15 protein-coding genes are annotated in these 19,344 nt (G+C 39.5%); 5 read left to right on the top strand and 10 right to left on the bottom strand.

All coding sequences use genetic code 11. The features are described 5' to 3' along the window. Positions 1–1,008, bottom strand: coding sequence for a type I glyceraldehyde-3-phosphate dehydrogenase (gene gap / locus JWG40_RS11775; RefSeq protein WP_002973650.1), 1,008 nt, complete (start codon positions 1,006–1,008; stop codon positions 1–3). 184 nt (positions 1,009–1,192) lie between these two features. On the opposite strand from gap, the gene JWG40_RS11770 reads away from it, so the two are divergent. Continuing rightward, positions 1,193–2,857 (top strand): GAF domain-containing sensor histidine kinase, encoded by a 1,665-nt coding sequence (locus JWG40_RS11770; RefSeq protein WP_205286000.1) that lies wholly within the window; start codon positions 1,193–1,195, stop codon positions 2,855–2,857. On the opposite strand, the gene JWG40_RS11765 is transcribed toward JWG40_RS11770, so the two are convergent. From JWG40_RS11765 to JWG40_RS11745, 5 genes are read right to left on the bottom strand one after another with little or no spacing between them, the layout of a single operon-like run. Then, the gene (locus tag JWG40_RS11765) at positions 2,840–3,346 is read right to left on the bottom strand and encodes a GDYXXLXY domain-containing protein (protein WP_205285999.1); all 507 of its coding nucleotides are present in this window, start codon (positions 3,344–3,346) and stop codon (positions 2,840–2,842) included. The genes JWG40_RS11770 and JWG40_RS11765 overlap by 18 nt on opposite strands. Continuing rightward, positions 3,343–4,281 carry a DUF4401 domain-containing protein gene (locus JWG40_RS11760; protein WP_205285998.1) on the bottom strand — a complete coding sequence of 313 codons (939 nt, stop codon included), beginning with the start codon at positions 4,279–4,281 and terminating at the stop codon, positions 3,343–3,345. Before JWG40_RS11760 ends, JWG40_RS11765 begins: the two co-directional genes overlap by 4 nt. Beyond that, a complete protein-coding gene (locus JWG40_RS11755) occupies positions 4,278–5,186 on the bottom strand; it encodes a DUF2157 domain-containing protein (RefSeq protein ID WP_205285997.1) in 909 nt (302 codons plus the stop codon). The genes JWG40_RS11760 and JWG40_RS11755 overlap by 4 nt, the downstream gene beginning before the upstream one ends. Then, positions 5,180–5,710 (bottom strand): signal peptidase I, encoded by a 531-nt coding sequence (gene lepB, locus JWG40_RS11750; protein ID WP_205285996.1) that lies wholly within the window; start codon positions 5,708–5,710, stop codon positions 5,180–5,182. The genes JWG40_RS11755 and lepB overlap by 7 nt, the downstream gene beginning before the upstream one ends. Then, positions 5,703–8,198: a methyl-accepting chemotaxis protein gene (locus JWG40_RS11745; protein WP_205285995.1), complete on the bottom strand. Its 2,496-nt coding sequence runs from the start codon at positions 8,196–8,198 to the stop codon at positions 5,703–5,705. The genes lepB and JWG40_RS11745 overlap by 8 nt, the downstream gene beginning before the upstream one ends. A gap of 74 nt (positions 8,199–8,272) precedes the next feature. On the opposite strand from JWG40_RS11745, the gene uvrC reads away from it, so the two are divergent. The 4 genes from uvrC to JWG40_RS11725 are packed head-to-tail and all read left to right on the top strand — an operon-like array spanning position 8,273 to position 16,022. Continuing rightward, positions 8,273–10,114, top strand: a complete 1,842-nt coding sequence (gene uvrC / locus JWG40_RS11740) for an excinuclease ABC subunit UvrC (protein ID WP_205285994.1) — start codon at positions 8,273–8,275, stop codon at positions 10,112–10,114. Between the two features lie 36 nt (positions 10,115–10,150). Beyond that, positions 10,151–12,982, top strand: a complete 2,832-nt coding sequence (locus JWG40_RS11735; RefSeq protein WP_205285993.1) for an LIC11755 family lipoprotein — start codon at positions 10,151–10,153, stop codon at positions 12,980–12,982. After that, the gene (locus JWG40_RS11730; protein ID WP_205285992.1) at positions 12,979–14,406 is read left to right on the top strand and encodes an LA_2168 family protein; all 1,428 of its coding nucleotides are present in this window, start codon (positions 12,979–12,981) and stop codon (positions 14,404–14,406) included. Before JWG40_RS11735 ends, JWG40_RS11730 begins: the two co-directional genes overlap by 4 nt. Then, a complete protein-coding gene (locus JWG40_RS11725) occupies positions 14,403–16,022 on the top strand; it encodes a phospholipase D-like domain-containing protein (protein WP_205285991.1) in 1,620 nt (539 codons plus the stop codon). The genes JWG40_RS11730 and JWG40_RS11725 overlap by 4 nt, the downstream gene beginning before the upstream one ends. On the opposite strand, the gene JWG40_RS11720 is transcribed toward JWG40_RS11725, so the two are convergent. The 4 genes from JWG40_RS11720 to JWG40_RS11705 are packed head-to-tail and all read right to left on the bottom strand — an operon-like array spanning position 16,023 to position 19,317. After that, positions 16,023–16,208, bottom strand: a complete 186-nt coding sequence (locus tag JWG40_RS11720; protein ID WP_205285990.1) for a hypothetical protein — start codon at positions 16,206–16,208, stop codon at positions 16,023–16,025. Between the two features lie 43 nt (positions 16,209–16,251). Next, positions 16,252–17,493 carry an MFS transporter gene (locus JWG40_RS11715; RefSeq protein ID WP_205285989.1) on the bottom strand — a complete coding sequence of 414 codons (1,242 nt, stop codon included), beginning with the start codon at positions 17,491–17,493 and terminating at the stop codon, positions 16,252–16,254. A 59-nt stretch (positions 17,494–17,552) separates the two neighbouring features. Further along, positions 17,553–18,536 carry an LBF_2017 N-terminal domain-containing protein gene (locus JWG40_RS11710; RefSeq protein ID WP_205285988.1) on the bottom strand — a complete coding sequence of 328 codons (984 nt, stop codon included), beginning with the start codon at positions 18,534–18,536 and terminating at the stop codon, positions 17,553–17,555. A gap of 7 nt (positions 18,537–18,543) precedes the next feature. Next, entirely contained in the window at positions 18,544–19,317 is a 774-nt protein-coding gene (locus JWG40_RS11705) for a FecR family protein (protein ID WP_232369337.1), read from the bottom strand. Positions 19,318–19,344 lie beyond the last annotated feature (27 nt).

The following is a 19,344-nucleotide window of genomic DNA, read 5'->3' as shown; positions in this document are numbered from 1 at the left end:
TTAGCCTTTTTTTGCCATGTAACGTACGAGGTCTAAAACTCGGTTCGAGTATCCCATTTCATTGTCATACCAAGAAACCAGTTTGAAGAAAGTAGAACTAAGTTCAATACAAGCATCTGCATCAAAGATAGAAGAACGAATGTCTCCAAGGAAGTCGTTCGAAACCACCATATCTTCTGTGTAACCAAGGATTCCTTTCATGGAACCTTCGCTTGCTTCTTTCATTTTCTTTTTGATTTCAGCTAAGCTAGTTGGTTTTTCTGTGCGAACGGTTAAGTCCACAACGGATACGTCTGGAGTGGGAACTCGGAAACTCATACCAGTGAGTTTTCCGTTCACTTCAGGGATACAAAGTCCGACTGCTTTGGCAGCACCAGTCGATGCTGGGATGATGTTTTGAGCGGCACCACGTCCACCACGGAAGTCTTTTTTAGAAGGTCCGTCAACGGTCGGTTGGGTTGCTGTCATCGCATGGATGGTAGTCATCAGTCCTTCTACGATTCCAAAGTTGTCAAGAACCACTTTTGTGATCGGAGCCAGGCAGTTCGTTGTACAAGATGCATTGGAGACTACATTGTCTTTTGCTGAATCATATTTTTCATGGTTCACACCCATTACAAAAGTAGGGATGTCTTTGTCTTTTGCGGGAGCAGAGATGACCACTTTTTTCGCACCGGCTTTGATGTGTTTTTCGGCACCCACTCGGTCCGTAAAAAGACCAGTAGATTCGATTACAAAGTCCACTCCGAGTTCTTTCCACGGAAGTTTTTCTGGGTCTCTTTCGGAGAAGGTTTTTACTTTTTTGCCATCGATAATGATTTCGTTGTCTGTGTGAGATACTTCACCGTCAAAACGACCGTGAGTAGAATCATATTTAAATAAATAAGAAAGGTTGTCGGGTGTAACTAAATCGTTGATTGCAACGAATTCTAAATTGGGATCTTTGATTCCGGAACGAAGCACCAGCCGTCCGATGCGACCAAAACCATTGATTGCGATTTTTACCATGAGTTTCTCCTAAAAGGCTCGTATCTAGAGATGAAACGATTTTTTAATTACAGGATTTCGAGTTCAGGGTCTCTGTCACTCATTTTAAGCCCTAAACTTGCGTAGAAGCCTTAAGAATTTGGGAATTTCTGAGGGGCTGTCTCCGTGAAACCTGACTCTGGTTCCGTCCAATAAAAGGTCTCCAATGACTAGGAAAGACTTAAAAGGCGATTTAAACCGAGCGCGGACCGAACAAAAGATTTTGGCCCAGGTCTCCTCTCATCCAGCGATTCGTTCTGGAGATATTCTTTCGCTTTCGACACTCATCACAAAGTCTGTAGCTCATCTTTTGGAGATAGAACGGGTTGGTGTCTGGCTTTTTAACGAAGCAAAAGACGAACTCCATAATGTAGATATTTATTATTTATCGAAAGAAACCCATGGATTTGGTGCTATTTTGAAGGAGATTGAATTTAGAGAAGAATTTCAATATTTAGTCACTGAAAAATATGTGGATGCAAGTGACCCTTATGCGGATCCGAGGACCAAAGGATTTATTGAATCTTATCTAAAACCTAACAACATTACATCCATGTTAGATGGTGTGATTCGAATCGGAGAAGAATTGATTGGAGCTATCTGTTTCGAACATGTTGGAAAAAAACATATCTGGACAGAGGACGAAATCATCTTTTCTAGTCAACTAGGGGATCAAATCGCTCTTACAGTAAGTAACTTAAGAAAGAATGAAATCAATAAAGAATTAAAAGAGCGTGAAAGAGAGTTACGTGAACTGAACGAAAGTTTGGAAAATCAGGTGCAAGAAAGGACAAAAAAATTACAAAATTCTAATGCGGAATTGGAATTAACAATCGCGAGTTTAAAAAAAGCTCAGGATCAATTGATTTTGTCTGAAAAGATGGCAAGCCTTGGACAATTGGTCGCTGGAATAGCGCATGAAATCAACAATCCCATTGCGGCAATTCATGCCTCGACACAAACTCTAAAAGAAACACTTTTCGAATCCGATTTATCTTTGTTTCAAAAAGAACTTCGAGACCTCATTCCTTCATTTCAAAAACAGAAATTATTCCTCAGCTGTTTAGAAGTTCTGAAATCTAGAGTGGAAATGATATCTGGAAAAGAAAGGATGAGGCGAAGGAAGGAAATTGAAACCTGGCTTAGGTCAAAAAAGATTCCTGAAGCTTTTTCCTTTAATTTGATCGATTCTGGCTTCGACTTAAACATATTAGAAGAATTTGAGATTTTATTTCAAGATTCAGATGTATTTGCCATTATTGCTTTGTTAGCTGAAGAGATCACTGTTTTTCAATCACTGAGCATCATGCAGTTGGCTGTTGAACGTGCAAGTAAAATGACCTTTGCTTTAAAGAATTTTGCTAGGTTCGAAATATCTTCAGAACCGGTAAAATTTAATCTGTTGGAAAATATTGAAACGGTCATTATTCTTTACCAAAACCAATTCAAAAAAAATGTAACCTTGATCAGGGAATACGACTATGTTCCTATATTGGAAGGTTATCCAGAAGAATTATTGCATCTGTGGACGAATCTAATCTATAACGGACTGCAGGCTATGGTTTTCCAAGGAGAGATGAAGATTTGTACAGAAGCGTTTAATGGAATGGTTCGAGTGACAGTAGAAGACACAGGGCCTGGGATTCCTGAAGAAGTCAAAGACAGGATATTTGAGCCATTTTTTACAACTAAATCTTCTGGGGAAGGTAGTGGGTTAGGACTTGATATTTGCAGAAAAATTGTAGAAAGACATAAAGGAAATATACATTTTGAATCCAAACCGGGAAAAACAAAATTTTTTGTTGATCTTCCTTTAATCACTAGAACCTAATCTATGTTTGTTTTTATCATAGAGACCGACAAGTAATTTGTCTCCGTCAGTTTTTCCTTCTAGAAAACGAATCCCCGCATATTTTGCTTCCATATAAAGCTCCGCATCGCCTTCTTGGAAAAAATAGGACTCTGCTCCGATTTTAAGATCATAATCACTTCGATAATATTGTAAACAAAACTCGGAAGCTTTGAGGTTACCAAAAGAAGACTGCAATCGAATGGGTACAAACACATCCGCTTGGATCTGAAAAACAAGACAACCGCGATTGGGTGCCCCTGCATTTTCTTCCCCTTCTAAAAGACTCCAGTCATAATTAAGAACCATATAATCCCCTTGGAATAGAGACCTGGGATCTTTGGGAAGAAGAGGGAGAAATACTAGTCGCCCATCCTTTTGGATGCTTTCTTTTTTTATTATAGCCTGTGTAAAAATGCCAAATAATAAAAGTAAGTTGAAAATAAGGAGAAGCGATATTTTTTCTTTCATCTTTTTTTACCCATTGGCGAGAAACGTAAACAAACATAAGCTCCGAAAAATAAGAGAGAGGAACCTAACATCATTTTTGATTTTTCTAAAAGGGAGGTATCCAGGTCGTAATAAAAAGCAAAATAAAATAAACCAAGAGAAACCCAGGCCAGGTAAGAAAGGAAAGTAACCCCGCTCGCAAATCCAATGAGAAGTAGGAAAAAAGAAGCAATGATTCCAGGAGTTTCGACTGTGGGAAAAAAAATAAGTCCAAAAAAAAGAATCACAAAACCGAGAGTCAGGGATTTAATTTTCGTATTCAGTTCTTTATACAGTAAAACACTTCCCGCAAAAAAGAAAACTAAAGATTGGAACTCTGCAATTTTTGGATTTTCTTTTAATTCTGGTAAAAAGGAAAATCCGGCCAAACATAAAAGCGCTATACTAAGAGAATAGGGAAGGCTTGCGAAGTTTTTTGGTAATTTTTTAAGAAACGTGTAACGGTATACTAAAAACAAACAAACCACTGTTAGAATAGGGATAAGGAATAGAATTTTGTATTCATAAAGCAAAACACTTGAAACTACAAAAAAAAGAATGGGTGATAAAAACCTTTGTATGGGATTGGAAAATAGGAAAAAGAAGGTAAGTTGGAAAATTAGAATGATCCAAAGGATAGAAGTATCTTCGAGTTTAAAAATATCATACAAACCAAAGAGAAATAAAAAGAATCCTTGGTATAAAAAGGAAAAAAAGACGGATCCATAACTTTGTTTTTTTCTCTCCCTTGAGAAAAAAGATAACAGGGAAACTGCCATCATTATAAATAAACCCAAAAAAAGATCGAGTTGTTTGTTGTTCAAAAGACCAAGGACAACCAAACAAAGTAGAAAAAAAGCTCCAGCAAGAACGGATCCAAAAAAACTTAAAAGTTCAATGTACCAAGGATATTTCACTCGTTGCCTTCTTCGATGGATTTAAGCTTTCGTAGGTTTTGTAGATGCGAAACAGCCCAGATCGTATAACCTGTGATGAAAAGACCAAATTGCAGAAAACTAACGGCTGAACTATAAGCCCAAACTTGAAAGATGTCGGCGGATTTTAGTATCACTTGACCGAGCCCAAAGAGTAAAATAAAACTTAGGTTCATCAACCGAAATCGAAACCATCGGTAAAAGGAATAAAAAACACCAACAAAAACGACTGGTAATAAAATTTGAAAAAATAAATAAGTATAGCCAGATTCTATTTCTTTATGATTCCTAAATAAATTTAAGTTTACTAGATGAAGAAAACCTAAAGCCAAAAAAAGTCCAAGACCAGATAGAAATGATTTAGTTTTTTCCGAAAAAAGATTGGTTTGGATCCAATCAAAGAGGAGAACCGTTCCACCAAAGAGTAGTGAGGTGATGCTAAATAAAATAGGAGATTCGTTTCCGTCTACCTGCGCGGAATATAAATAGACTGTGGTGGAACTAAGAACCATCCAAAGACCTGCCACTACTCCTGATCGGGAAATTGGTATTAAGAGAAGGGTGAGTGCCGCCCAACCCAAAAAAAGATCATAAACATCTGCCCCTGTTTGGTAAATTTGACCAAAGATTATAAGTGCAGATCCTGTTAGAAAAAAAATAAGGACAAGGCCCATTTCGAAGTAAAGGAATTTCTTCCGAAAGAAAATGGTAAAAAAATAGGCGAGAAGGATTAGAAATCCAACGAGACCAAACTTCACAATTCGATCGAGAAGGTTCCAGTTAAACGCAACTAGGAAAAAAATTCCAGAAAGGAAGAGGGCAGTTCCAATCAGTAGTAAACTGGATTCAAAAAAATGAATCCAATCTTCTACACTCTTTTTTACCATAAGGCAGCGATTACATGACTTTCTTGGATCACACCTAAGGTTCTTGAATCCACTCCCAATTCTCTATTGTCAGCGAGTACGAAAAAAGATTTTTCGGGAACTGTCAGCTTTGGCATATCATCAGATTCTGTTTTTCCTTGTGGGATGAGGGGAATGTCGTTTGATGCGGATTCGGGAAAACTTGTCGGATCGAGAATAGTACCATTACGAAAAACCATTCGCTTCTGTACATAAATACTGTCCCCTGGTTTGCCTACAATTCTTGCAATCAAAACGGATTCGGGATCGAGAGGGGAACGAACCAATACAATATCACCAATTCCTAGGTGTTTGGATCGAAACAAACGATTGAAGTATGCTGTGGATCCATTTTTTAAAGTGGGTTCCATAAACTGGTTTTGAATGTGAACGGGAGTGATGACATAGTATTTAACTAAAATAGCAGAGACAAGTCCGACAAAAAGCGGAATGAGGAATGCGTATAACCTGGTTTTGAATGGAACTTTGTTTTTCGATTTAGACATGGAAATAGTTAATCTCTCTTCGTAGGCTTTCGGATAATTGATTCATGGTTTGAGAACTGGATTTGGTTCCTTCACTGGACATAGCAGTGGTTTGTGCGTGGTTATTGATTTCCGACATAGATCTTGAAATTTCGAGCATTGCCATTTTCTGTTCGTCGGTGGCTTCCTTGATCATCTCAGAGAGTTCTCGAATTTGAGTGACACCTTCATTGACTTCTTCGTTGGTTTCAATTTGTTTTCGCACGACAGAACGAATCTCTTTTGTCATTTGGTTGATGGAATTGACTCCAGAAATGGTTTCACTTAAAATCACTATTGACTGATCAATTTTCTCCTGGCCTTGTTGGATCTCACCTTCGTTCTGTTTAATGAGCTCTTCAATCTCATCAATCGACTTCGCTGTTTTATCTGCAAGTTTGGAAATTTCGTCAGCAACCACAGCAAATCCTCTTCCACTGGCACCAGCTCTTGCAGCTTCAATGGCGGCATTCAATGCCAGTAAATTGATTTGTTCGGAGATATTGTGAATGATTTCAACAACATTGGTCATCTCTGAAGAAGATTGGAAAATTTTATCCATGGAGAGTTTCATCTCACCCAGAGACTTTTCACCTAACTTTGCATCGTTTGTGATCTCTTCCACTCGCACGTCGGCAATTTGAAATTTTTTGTCAATTTCAGAAACAGCCCCGTTGAGTTCTGTCATTTTTTTCATCAGGGAAACCAGGGTAAAGGATTGGGTTTCTGTTCTTTGGGCTACACTTTCAATTCCCGCTGTAATCTCCTCGACGGATGCAGATATTTCTTCACTACTTGCGGCTTGGTTTTGAGCAGCGTCCGAAAGGGATAACATTGACTCATAAATATCTGAACTTGTGTTTGTAAGTTCATTGGATACAGTTTGTGTTTGGTTTACAATTTGTCGTAACTTGGTTTGGAAATCAAACATGGCGTTTGCCATACTTCCAATTTCATCTCGACTAGAATCATAAAAATCTGATTGTAAATTGCCTTTGACCATTTCTGAAATTCTAACTTTGATTCTTTCTAAGGGTTGTAGTTTGGATTCAATCACAAGAACTGTGACAATCCCAATGAGTAAAACAACAATAATCGAAATTCCGAGAGTAGTAAAAAGACTTGTAAGTGTTTTTTCATACAACTCTGCATTTTCAAAAATACAATAGATGATGTAATTGAACTCAGGATTTTTGACATAAAAAATCCTTTTTAAAGTTCCATCTTCAGTAGAATCTGCAAAACCTAGAGCTTCTTGTTTTTGGAAAGGGATATCAAAAACTAACTTTGTTTTGGCGTTGTTTCCAATTTCTTTTTTATTGGTGTAATAAACTATAGTTCCATCACCATCAAAAAAACCCACCTGTCCAGATGTTCCAATTTTTATATTTCCTAGAATAAAACTGGAAAGTTTGCCTATATTTAAAAATCCACCAACATAACCTAAAAACTGATCATTCTGATATACGGGGAGTGTATAAGGGGAAACAATATCACCTGAAATACGAGAACGAATGCTTGTATGTCTAAGGGGGCCTTGTCTTGCAAGCCCTACATCTTCTATGAAAAATATCGATCCTGTTTGGGAACGATCGTATTCATTCGTGGATACAAAAATACCTTCTTCTGGTTTGTAATAAAAGAGAGCTTCCACTGCGTGGTTTGTACTCTTTAATTGGATTTCGTTTAACACTGCACGGATTCCTTGCAGGTCTTTTTTGATGATTTGGTCTTTTAATTTATTTTCTGCAAAAATAGAAAGGGTGAGTCTATCTCGGAAATCAACGAGAGTGACACGCATTAAAGTTTCCGAATCCATTACGGCTTGTTCCATACTGGAATGAACCAGATCCAACTCTTGTTTGAAATTCATTCGGTAGTTTACTATAAATAAAACAAGAATTGCTGCAAAAAAAGAAAGTACTGTTTGAAACCCAAGATTTCTGGAAAGTTTTCTAGTATTGATTCTTTTGTTATGATCGATGCGGATGGAGAGAAGGATTCCTTTGATATTGAATTTGTTTTCTACATAATCGATAAAAATGGATTGGAAGATGACGGTAAAAGCAAGTGTGAGAAAAAGACCAATTGCCATTTCACTCATCAGGACAAAGTTTTTGGAATGAAGGTAAAAAAACAAAGACCCAAGGACAAATAGAAAACCAATCGCATAGCGAATGATGACATCCAACATGGCAACCTTTGCCAAATGGTCTAACCAGAAGTAAGCCTTGACTTGGTCTCGTTTTGTGCATTCCGGTTTGCCGATTCTGCTTATGGAAGCAAAACGCATCCAGTAGAAAGAAACCCCATAAATTAAGATAAAGAAGACCGAAATGGATGTTGAAATTAGAATAATTTGAAATTCTTCTCCCGACCATTCTGTAAAAAAGTAAATATAAGCAAGTAGAGTGGGGAAGCCGATTCCGTAATTAAAACCTTCTAGACCAAAAATTATAAATTTGATCATTTTACGCATATCCATACCCTAGGGATACAGATCGTCTAAGAATTGTAAACGTAAAATTCCGATAAGAATCCGTAATGAAAGACTCACTTGTTCTAAAAACCATCCAAGAAAAGATTAAAAACTTAGGAAGCCTACCTGGTTGTTATCTTTGGAAAAACGAAGAGGGACAGGTGATCTATGTGGGTAAGGCACTCAAGTTACAATCACGAGTCAGGTCCTATTTAAATCCTAACCAAAAGGACAGAAAAACAAGGGCACTTTACGTGGAATTATTCGACTTAGATTGGATTGCCACAAGTACAGAAAAGGAAGCCTTACTCCTTGAAGCTACTCTCATCAAAAAACACAATCCAAAGTTTAACGTTAGGCTAAAGGATGACAAAAAATATCCCTTTCTTTGTGTCTCGACAAGTGAAGACTACCCCATGGTATTTTTGACAAGAAAGATCAAAGACAATGGAGACCGTTATTTTGGTCCCTTTACCGATGTCAAAGCGGCCCGTGATACTTTAGAATTGATTCATAGAATCTTTCCAATTCGTAAAACCAAACTCAAACTACCACTCGCAAAACCACAAAGGCCTTGTCTTAACTTTCATATGGGGCGTTGTCTTGGTCCTTGTCAGGGAAATGTGACAAAAGAAACCTATGCCGAGTTAGTGGATGAGATTTTGAGTTTTCTTGAGGGAAAAAAAGAACGTTTGGTTTCTGGTTTGAAGTCCGCTATGGTTCAGGCCTCCGAGAAAATGGAGTATGAAAGGGCTGGATTTCTAAAAGCAAGAATTGAAAAAATCATCCAAGTTAGGGAAAAACAAACTGTCGTTAGTATGGATGGTGGGGATGAAGACATCCTCGGGATTAGTAAACGTGAGGATGAGGGACAAATGATCATCCTGGAAGTAAGGGGAGGGCGACTCGAAGGGAAAAAATCTTTCCCGCTCACTGGGCTTTCTTTTTCGGATGATGAAGAAGTATTCACTTCCTTTCTTCGCGATTATTATTTGAATGTCACTCTCCTTCCGAGTATCGTTTTTTTACCACCTTCGGCCAAAGGCAATTATGATGTCTTTGTTGAAGCCATCACAGAAAAATTTGGAACTTCTGTTAAGTTAAAATTTCCAGAAATGGGACCAAAGAAGTCACTCCTTCGTTTAGCGGAAAAAAATGCAGACTTAAGTTTAACAGAGCGTATTCTAGCCACAAAACTTCGAGACCAATCGGTGGCAATGAAGGAACTCCAAGAGAAATTGAATTTGCCTGTGTTGCCAAGAACCATCGAGTGTTATGATATCTCTCACTTCCAAGGTTCCTCTCCTGTGGCAAGCGGCGTGATGTTTGTGGATGGAAAGCCGTATAAGGCCGGTTATAGGCATTATAAAATGCGTGGGTATGAGGGAATCAACGATCCAGGGATGATCCATGAAGTGATTGCAAGAAGACTCAGTCATTTAGTAAATGAAGAAGAACTACTTCCAGATCTCATTGTGATTGATGGTGGCCTGACACAACTTTCACGAGCGGCAGAAGCTGCCAATGCATTGGAGCTTGGCCACATTCCTATGGTGGGTCTTGCCAAAAAAAGAGAGGAAATTTATTTTCCTGGAGAAAAACACCCTTATAGTTTTGATATCCATTCTCCTATGATGCGCCTTCTTCGGAATTTGCGAGATGAAGCTCACCGTTTTGGCGTTACCTTCCAACGTGTCCAAAGGAAGAAAAAAGCTCTAAAATCTATCTTAGATGAGATGGAAGACGTTGGAGCCAGTAGACGCAAAAGTATTCTTTCCTATTTCCAATCCAAAAAAAAGGTAACTGATGCTACAAAAGAAGAGTTAATGGAAGTTCCAGGCATTGGGCCTGTGCTTGCCGAAAAAATCTACACTGGCATCCAAAAACTTAAAAAAATAGAACCATAAATTCCTGTCTTTCACCCAAAGCCATTGAGGTGGGAGATGCGAAAACAAACCCTTGTCTTTCTTTTATTTCTCCTTGGTTCTTGCCAAAATAAGGAAAATGTCCCATTTCTTTTGTTTGGTGATAATTTTTCGGAAACACCAGAACTCGAATTTCAATATGGAAGTTTGGAAGATAATGGGGACTCCATTGAAAATACAAGTTTTACAAGTTTTGAATCCGGTATCTTTTGTATCCATTCCCTTCCGATTTCCTTATATAGACGTGAGTTAGGTGGGAAATTTCGAATTTGTTGGAAAACAGAAGAATCCATTTCTGAAAAATGGAGAGAAGGTTTTTCTCTTTTAGGTTCCGAAACAAGCGAATACCCTTCTTGGAATTTAAAAGGAAAAGCTTGGGCTGCCTTACTCACCGAATATGGAAAATGGAAAAAGGATTCGGACCGGGTAGGAGCCCTTTTAGAATGGGATTCCCAAATTTGGTCCAGTGGCCTTGTCACCTATCAGACGTATGCTGTCCCTCATCCTTTATTTTTACAAAGAACAAAAGAAGTTTGTGAAGTTGTTTTTCCTAGCCAAAGGCTCGATGGTTCCTCAAACAAACACCCTTTGATTTCTTTGGAATTTCCCTGTCCTGATCTGGGAGAGATGGCAGAGAGAATCCAGACAAAAAATGAGGAATGGCTAAGACAATGTGAACCGGCAGATCCAATAGTGTCGGAGGTCTTTCGGCATTCCGAATCTTCTTACCTAAGGTTTTTAGAATGGGAAAATCCAAAAGATTCTGTGATTTGTCCAAACACTCATATTTTGGATTGGGAAAAGGAGGGTAGGATTACCTCCTTCCATTCGGATCTTTTTTCAAAACGAACTAAAGTGATTCTCCCTCGTGCCACTGTCCTTTTCTCTGATCACCCGGGGTACAAGGGAATTCCCATTCCTAAAGAATTTCTCTCCGATTTAGGAACTGAAACGGTTGTTCGGTGGGGGAGTTTTGAGTATCAAGATTCTGAATTTTTCTTTCGCCAAGGGCATGAGTTTTTTTCCAACCAATCGAACCCAGTCTCTTGCCGGGACCAATTCAATCTTTGGAAAACCAAAGATTTGTTTTGTGGAAACCCTGGCCTTCCCAACCGGACCGTCGGTAAGGTAAAGGAAGACAGTCCTCCCGGCTGCCGATCCGACCAAATCCAAATCACAGAATTTTATCCAGGGAATCACTTTGATTCTAGGATGCCTCTCCCTGCTTACTTTGAATTTCAGAATATAGGGGAGACTTGTGATGGTTCTGCCCTCCATTGGATTTTTGAGAAAGCCGTTTATCCCCTGTCAGCTGTAGAATGGGTTTTGGAATCGGGATCTACTTTTCTTATCACAAGAAAAGCCTGGTTAGGTTGGAACCTACTAGAAAAGGAGAAACCATTTTCCATTCCTAAAGTTGTTTTCCAAATTCCAAATTTTACTTGGGAAGAGAGGTTAGGAAAAACAAAAACTCACTTCCAATCGAATCCATCAATTTATCATTTACTTCGTTTCCAAGATCAAAACCGATTTTCTGTAATCCTAAGTTCTGAAGGGGAACATCCCCATGGTCGCGTGGGTGCTTCTTCCGGATTATTGTCATATGGATTCCAGATGAGTCCTGGATTAGTAAACACAAGTTTGGTGGAATCGCTTACAACGGAACTTTTGGAATTCAATCCGAACCAGTCTCCTTTTTTGGACTTTGGATTTACTGATTCAGAAGAAGGACTTGTTTCTTTGGAAAGGGAAACCGGAAAGCATTATTTGTTCTGGAAACCGAAGGAAGTTCGATTCCAAACCTTGGCAACGTCGCCTTCCCTTTGTAATGGAGAAAACTTTTACCAGTTGCCAGACGGATTTTTTTCAGATCCATTTCTTTCTCTTCGTTACTTAAAGAGAGAAACGGGGGAACCGGTTTCTCTTTTCTTTGATCCAAAACGAATCAAAGAGAGTACCCTCGGAGGCACTCGTTCTCTCCATCCAGAACCAAGTCCCATTCATTTTTCTCGTTCCCTTCTTCCTTCCGAACACTGCCTTGGGGATTTTCGAAGTCCAGGACGGACCAAACATCGCAGTCTAGAGGTTGAGAGATTAACTCCCTCATTCACTTATAGCACAAATTTTCCTTTAGGAAACGAGACAGAGGTAAGATTGGGAAATGGACGTAGCAGTATTCTCTTAAACTTACAAATTTTGGAAGCAAACACCTATTTGGCGATATTTGGAAATCCATTGCCATTCCCCCTTGAAGAACAACTTTATTCCTACTTTTCCGATCCCTCGCTTATCCAACCAAAAAGTTTTTTGGAACGTAAAGGCCCCATCCAAATCGAAGCTATCTTTCCGAATCCCCAGCTTTCACAAAATGAATGGATTTATCTTTGCAACCGCTCGGAAACTGCAGAGGATTTAAGTTTGTATTTGGTGGAAGACGAAGTAAGTACCGATGAACTTGTTGCTTACCAAACTCGTTTTACTAATCTTTCTCCTTTAGGGAAAGCCGGCCAAAGATTCCAATACAATACTACGGTTTTAAATCCAGGATCTTGCGCTTGGATTGTTGACCCCGATGGAAAGGATTGGTTTTTTCCCCTTTTTCAATCAGAATCGGATTTACTCCTTACCGTAAGGACAACCCAAACCATAGGGAATGGAATTTCCTCGGCTGAGTCCATCCAACTTCGGAAAAAACAAGGCGAGAATTCCCATCTTATCTCATCGTTCGGCCACAAAGAAAGTCATTCTCCCTTTCAAATTCCTGTGGTGACTGGTGAGTTCCTCTGGCTGAAGTCAGGATCCTTGGGAATGGCGAGTGCCGACTTTGAAATCTTTCGTGAGGAATTTTGAACTTCCATTCAAAACTTCTCCTTATCTTTCTATTCTTCCTTGGTTCGGCTCCTAGTTATGCTTTGGGAATCGAAGTTGGGATTTTTGGATATGAACTGTTTTTAAAAGAAACAAATTCCAATGAAACTGTATTTCCGCCTGGGTGGGATTTACAAATAAACAAGTCTGGGCAAGACTTTCAAAAAGTATCTTATCTAAATCGAATTTCCGGCGAATCAATGTTTGTTGGTCTAAGAGACAAAAATAAGAAAGAGAAATTTGTTTGGGATTTAGACATCAAACTCACAACAGGTAAGGAAACGGGTCTAAAACCTTTTTATCTTGGAAAAAACCACTATATTGGGTATGAGGCTTCCCAATTTCTGGTTGGTGTCGGTCGTCGTGAACATTTGTTTCGTCCGAATAGTTTTCAGACGAGTTTTGATTGCGGAGAGGGCCTTTTCGTAGAATTTTTACCCAAGCCAAAATGGACTCTCCAGTTTTTTCTTTGGGATCATTATTCAGGAGCTCTTTTGCTTGAGAAAGACCGGTTTCGTTCCCTACTTCAGACTCCCACCAATCAGACTCCGGAGGGTTTACTAGGAGAATCGCAACCAAACGATAACAAACGAAGTCACCATCGTAGGCATTCTTTTGGACTTCTATATGGCGATTACTTCAAAGTTCGTATGGGAGTTCAGTATATAGAGCTAGGTTCTTGGGGTCGCCATGTAAAAGACAGTCCGAGGGAAACGAAAGTTTCCGGTGCCGATGGAGATTCTTTACTTAATGGGAATTTAGGCTTTGGTTTTGATGCAGAAGTTTTTGAAATCCAATTCGACTTTTTATGGGCCAAAGGAAATGACAGAACGAATTCCAAAGTGGCCAGTAAACCTGGTTCCCTTCCTATTTCGGGCGAAGCGGTTCAGCTAGGGGCCGAACTACGCTTAGGTGGGTTTTTGATTCGGAGTTCTCACTTCTTATCTGACAGAGAGGAGAGAGATGAAAAGAATCAAATCATTAGGGAAGGTTATGTTTCATTTGGTTCACATCCAGGACAAACTCCTTATCTTTCGCAAATTTTCAGCATTTTTCCTTCGGCAGCAGTAACGGACGTTGGGTATGAAAAAAACTTTGCTTTGCGGGAGGGTAGGTGTTTTGGCAATTTAAATGAACTGGTTCTACAGTTCACCTATCACCAGTTCGTTGCAAAAGCTGTAGGATCTTACTTTTTGCCTTACCGGCTTAATCATCCCACTGACGGAAGGATCAGTTTTCAAAAAAGAGATTTTGAAAGTTTTTTTATCGGAGAGGGAGTTTTAGAGCTTTCATTTAAAGAGGATTCCTCTTTGGAACTTGGGATTGGAGTCTCTAAACTTTTCTTGCCAGAAACTTTGGCGATTCAATCCAACTTTGGCTATATATTTGGGAGGATAGAAATATGAAAAAGGGTATCCCTATTTTTTTCTTTCTTTTCTTTACTGCTCTCTTCTGTCAAAGACCAAAAACAAACCTGGATCTGACTTCTCTTCTATTTCCCACCTCTCCCATTTCAGAAATCTATTTTTCTTATCCCGGTCGGGACGTTGCGGAAGAGAAAAAAAGAATAGTAAAGGAGGCACTACTTACAGAAATCCGAAAAGCAAAAATATCCATCCGAGCTTATTTGTATTCGATCGATGATTATGAAATTCTTACGGAACTTTATTTAAAAAAAAGAATGGGAGTTCAGATTCAATTGTTTGGTGATAAGGAGGAAGAGTATCCAGAACTTGAGTCACTCGGCCTAGAAATTCATCGGTGGTCTGGATCAGGAATCCATCATACAAAGATTTGGATCTTTGATGGGATTCGTTTTTTTACAGGGACCGGAAACTTTACCACTCACGGGCTCTATACGGACAACAATGTCTACTGGACTCAGAACATATCACCGAAAGAGGTGGAGGGAATCATATCCACTCTTGAGGGGAAAAATCCCAAAGGTTATTTTCGGATTGGCGCCTTACAGTATTGGACTTCTCCAGAAGCAGGTTTGGAAATCCAACAGCAGTTACTGGATGCTGTGGATTCAGCTAAACATTCCATTAAATATTTAATTTATTCTCACTATGATCCTGTACTCAGCTTAAAATTGTTAGAAGCCAGTCGAAAGGGAGTTCGCGTTGAAGGAATTTACAATGCACCTATGAGTTCCAACCCAGAAGGAATTTATCTGAGCCAAAACCTAGAGTTCCCATCACAGATTTGGGAAGATGGAAATGTTGATTTTGTTTATAAAAAGGATCGGTATTTGGGTGGATTATTACACCACAAAACAATGTTAGTGGATGATCAGATTGTTTATACGGGATCTTATAATTATTCCGTATCAGCCAGAGATAAGAATAAAGAGGTTTTTGTTCGTTTGGAGCACCCAAACATAACCAAGGAATTTCTTAGGGAATGGAAATCCAATTTATGGACAGCCCAACTTGTTCCCTCTAATGCTCTGGGTTCGGGGGGAACGAGTGTGAATACAGAAAACCAGCTTCGAGTGTATTCCCTAGAACGGTTTCAAAATTCCCTATTTCAAACCAATATTTTATTCAATAGTGAAGGAGGTTTCGATTCCAATTCGAATGCTCTCTCCAGTGCCTACAAACAAACGTTAGGACTCAATGGCGTAACACGATCACAACTAGGGGAACGGTTTGAGTTCACTGCCCAAAGAACCGATCCGATTTGGGAGGAGAGCGAAGGATCAAATTTACAACTAAATCTTCAGAATTACTTTTTAGGAACAAAGGTTAGTCTTTCCAATGGGGAGAAGGTGATCTCCCTTTCTTTTTGGGACGGATCTCATCCGAAAGAGGTTTTTTCTTTGGATGCGAATTCTACGATTTTAGGTCAGACAAATTTTTGGAATGGAAAGAACTTATGGTTTTGGGTGCGCACTGAGAAAGGAATCCTCTCCTTTTGTCATACCAAAGAAAAAATGAACCCACCCGAATGGATGGTGTTTTTGAAAAATCGATTAGAGGTTAGGGGAAAAGTTTCTCCTATCTGCTCTTATGACTAGTCATTCCATTTTGTCTTCAATGACGGGAACAAGAATCTTTGCTATTTCGTCCTGGAGTTTCATGTAGTTATTGATTCCTAAATGAGTGATTTGTTTGTTCACATCGTTTAACATCGTTTGTATAAGAAGCACTAAGATATGTTTTTTATCTTGTGGAAGTTTGGAATCATGGATCAAATCTGACATGGCTTGTCCAGTATTCCCTAGAAAAGAGATTTTCCAAGCACTTTTAAACCCAGTTTTTCAGTTCTAGTTCTTTCAACTTAGGAGATAAACGGAAGGTAAAAAATACAATGAGTATCGTCATGGTGGCACCAAAAACAACGGAGCCGACGGGCCCTAAAAATTTAGCGGAAACCCCTGACTCAAAGGCGCCAATTTCATTCGAAGAACCAATAAACACTTTGTTGATCGCACTCACTCGTCCTCGCATCTCTTCAGGAGTCATGGTTTGCATAATGGTGGAACGAACAACGACCGAGACACTGTCAAAAACACCAGAGAGAAATAAGGCGAATAGGGATAGGAGAAAGGAATTCGAAAGACCAAACACAAGCATACAAACACCGAATCCAAATACACAAAGTAGGAGCACTCGACCTGATTTTTCCAGTGGTGGTTTGTAGGTGAGGTAATAGGCCATAAGTAGTGCCCCAAGCGATGGGGCGGCCCGTAAGTATCCTAATCCTTCGGAACCGACAAAGAGAATATCTTTTGCGTAAACAGGAAGTAGTGCTACAGCTCCTCCAAAAAGAACGGCAAACATGTCTAAAGCCATAGCACCTAACATAATTTCGTTTTTCAGAACAAAGCGAAGGCCCTTTAGAAGACTATCCTTTAATGCTTCTTTTTCTTTTCGTTCAGGGAGGCTGCGTTTGTTTATCCAAAAGAAAAGTAAAAAGGGGAGTCCAATACAAATTGAGTCAAGGCCATAAGCTACTTGCATTCCGAAACTTCCGTAAACAATCCCACCAAGAGCAGGTCCTATCACTGCACCAGCTTGGAAAGAAGTTCCCATCCAAGCTGCAGAATGAGGGTAATGTTCTCTAGGGACGAGTTGCGTCACAAAACTAAAGATCGCAGGAGAGATAAAACCCCTAGCAATCCCTGAAACCAAAATCACTAAAAAAATAGGGTAGGCTTTGTATGTTTCGAGTAAAAAGGAAAGAGGGCCGGTAAAGGCAAATAAAGTAAGAGAACAGAGGAGTAAAAAGAACAAACAAATCACTATGATATTGCGACGGTCTCTAAGGTCTGCTAGGTGGCCCGCATAAAGTGAGACCACAATCGAGGGGACAGCTTCAAAAAGACCTACAAGGCCTAAGTCTAAAACACTTCCAGTGAGTTCATAAACTTGCCAACCAACAATGGTTGCTTGGATGTTAATCGCAAGGACCATAAAGAACCTTGCGATGATAAAAAAGCGGAAGTCACGGTGTTTGAAAATGGCTAAAGAAAGATTTTTCTTCATCTCTTTAACCAATCTTTATTGTCGAAAAATTGGGGCAATCGACAATCTGAATTTATCTTTCAATTCGATTCACTACCGAGTTGGAAATTTAAAGTTTTGACTGCTTCTTCATTTCCCACTTGGTCTAGCGCATAATAGAAAAGTTGAAAGGATCCTTTACAGGCCGACTTTAAATCGTAAATGGAGATTTCCATACTATAAGGTTTGAATTCTGTTTGTGTTCCTGACTGGCAAGTGTAAGCGACAAGTATCTCTTTTGGTCCGCTCAAACGATCCTTTGTAGTCAGCTTGATCTTAGTTTCTTGCGAAATAAATTTTGCCTTTGCTTTGCCTACAGAATTTGGTCCCACCCATTCCAATTTTGTTTCCGGTGGTGTTACATCCTTAATAAAATCCAAAACTTGCATGGGTTCTTTATTTCCGGCCTTATCCACTGCAAAGTATAATAATTTATAATTCCCTTCCTCTCGGATGGGGACAGAAACTGGGGATTTTGCAGAGTTCCAATGTCCCCCATTGATGGTGTATTGGACTTCCAAAACACCGGAAGCATCGTCAGAAGGATTTAAAGTCAATTGGTCTTTTGTTAGATAACGAATGGATTCTTCCTTCTCTTTTACGATGATAAAACTATCGGTGGAGATGACCGAAGATAGTTTTTTTGGTTCTGCTAATGGAACAATGGCTTTTTTCGCAACAAACTGCTTGGGTACAGAAAGTGGGGATCCCGGATCTACATTCGTGGAAAAAACTTGAGTCCAAAATCCTTTTGCTCCATACTCACCTAACCTACGAACACGAAAGTATTCAAAATCATCTTTGGGTGTTACTGTAATCCGATTTCCTTTAAACTGGATGGACTCTGGAGGTTTGGGAGCAATGGAATCTCCATTTTCATTTGGTTTTTCTTGCCAAAGTTCTAATTCGAAATTGGCTTCTGGTTCTGCATCAATCAGAACCCTGAGTTCTCTTTTGGGTTTTGAAACCAGAGAACTAAATACTAGAAAAAAGATTCCAATGCTAAGTATAAATTTTCGATTCATAATCCGATTATTCTTCTCTTATTCGTGGTGCTTCTGGAATTTTATACGGTTGTACGGGAGACTTCCCTTTTTCTACAAAAGTTGCCATCCCTTGTTTTAATTCGACAGTTTTCCCCTGGGCGGCAACATCCACCACACCTTCAAAACAGGAAATAGTGGAACTGAGTTTATCATCTAACTCCACTCGGAACTCGGTTCCTCGAACTCCCGCTGTGGAAGAGGGGCTTACAATATTGAACTTGTGTTCGGTGGTAGGTGGATTGGATTTAGTCACTTTAGCATCCAAACTTCCCTTGAAGAGTGCAACTGTCACAGGTCCGCCTTTTTTGTCTTCACCCTTCACTTCAAAGTGGCTATTGGTTAGGATTCGCACCATACCGACGTTATTGATATGAACATCGGTTTTGCCTTTTCCAGTTGTTTTGATTTGGTCATTCGGATGGAGTTCCTGTCCTAATTTCAAAGGAACCCAAGGCCCTTTGCCACCAGTTCCATTCCATTCCACTTGTCCCATCACAAACTCCGTGACACCAACCACCGCTTTACGAAGGAAAACGGGAACCACCAGAGAAAGGCCTGGTTTGATTAAATCGGGATTTGGAATTTTATTGTGCTTTAGAAGTTCTGGCCAACGTTTTGGATCAGATAAATGCCTTTCCGAGATCAGAGAGAGTGTTTCACCCTTTTGGACCGTGATCGTAATCGGTTCTAATGCTTCGCCACCTTCTGCATAGAGCGAAAATTGGCTGAATATGATGATAAGTACTAGGATTGACTGCAAGATGGACTTTCTCATATATATACATTA

The sequence above is a fragment of the Leptospira abararensis genome, assembly GCF_016918735.1.
Classification (GTDB): domain Bacteria; phylum Spirochaetota; class Leptospiria; order Leptospirales; family Leptospiraceae; genus Leptospira_A; species Leptospira_A abararensis.
Note: the sequence above shows the minus strand (reverse complement) of the source record. Positions and strands in the feature narration are given on the sequence as shown.

What these genes read in the sequence shown, in the direction of transcription:
- JWG40_RS11745 (WP_205285995.1), bottom strand. Translation starts at nt 8,198, where the DNA reads ATGATCAAATTTATAATTTTTGGTCTAGAAGGTTTTAATTACGGAATC.
- gap (WP_002973650.1), bottom strand. Translation starts at nt 1,008, where the DNA reads ATGGTAAAAATCGCAATCAATGGTTTTGGTCGCATCGGACGGCTGGTG.
- JWG40_RS11770 (WP_205286000.1), top strand. Translation starts at nt 1,193, where the DNA reads ATGACTAGGAAAGACTTAAAAGGCGATTTAAACCGAGCGCGGACCGAA.
- JWG40_RS11765 (WP_205285999.1), bottom strand. Translation starts at nt 3,346, where the DNA reads ATGAAAGAAAAAATATCGCTTCTCCTTATTTTCAACTTACTTTTATTA.
- lepB (WP_205285996.1), bottom strand. Translation starts at nt 5,710, where the DNA reads ATGTCTAAATCGAAAAACAAAGTTCCATTCAAAACCAGGTTATACGCA.
- JWG40_RS11735 (WP_205285993.1), top strand. Translation starts at nt 10,151, where the DNA reads ATGCGAAAACAAACCCTTGTCTTTCTTTTATTTCTCCTTGGTTCTTGC.
- JWG40_RS11715 (WP_205285989.1), bottom strand. Translation starts at nt 17,493, where the DNA reads ATGAAGAAAAATCTTTCTTTAGCCATTTTCAAACACCGTGACTTCCGC.
- JWG40_RS11755 (WP_205285997.1), bottom strand. Translation starts at nt 5,186, where the DNA reads ATGGTAAAAAAGAGTGTAGAAGATTGGATTCATTTTTTTGAATCCAGT.
- JWG40_RS11720 (WP_205285990.1), bottom strand. Translation starts at nt 16,208, where the DNA reads ATGTCAGATTTGATCCATGATTCCAAACTTCCACAAGATAAAAAACAT.
- JWG40_RS11725 (WP_205285991.1), top strand. Translation starts at nt 14,403, where the DNA reads ATGAAAAAGGGTATCCCTATTTTTTTCTTTCTTTTCTTTACTGCTCTC.
- JWG40_RS11710 (WP_205285988.1), bottom strand. Translation starts at nt 18,536, where the DNA reads ATGAATCGAAAATTTATACTTAGCATTGGAATCTTTTTTCTAGTATTT.
- uvrC (WP_205285994.1), top strand. Translation starts at nt 8,273, where the DNA reads ATGAAAGACTCACTTGTTCTAAAAACCATCCAAGAAAAGATTAAAAAC.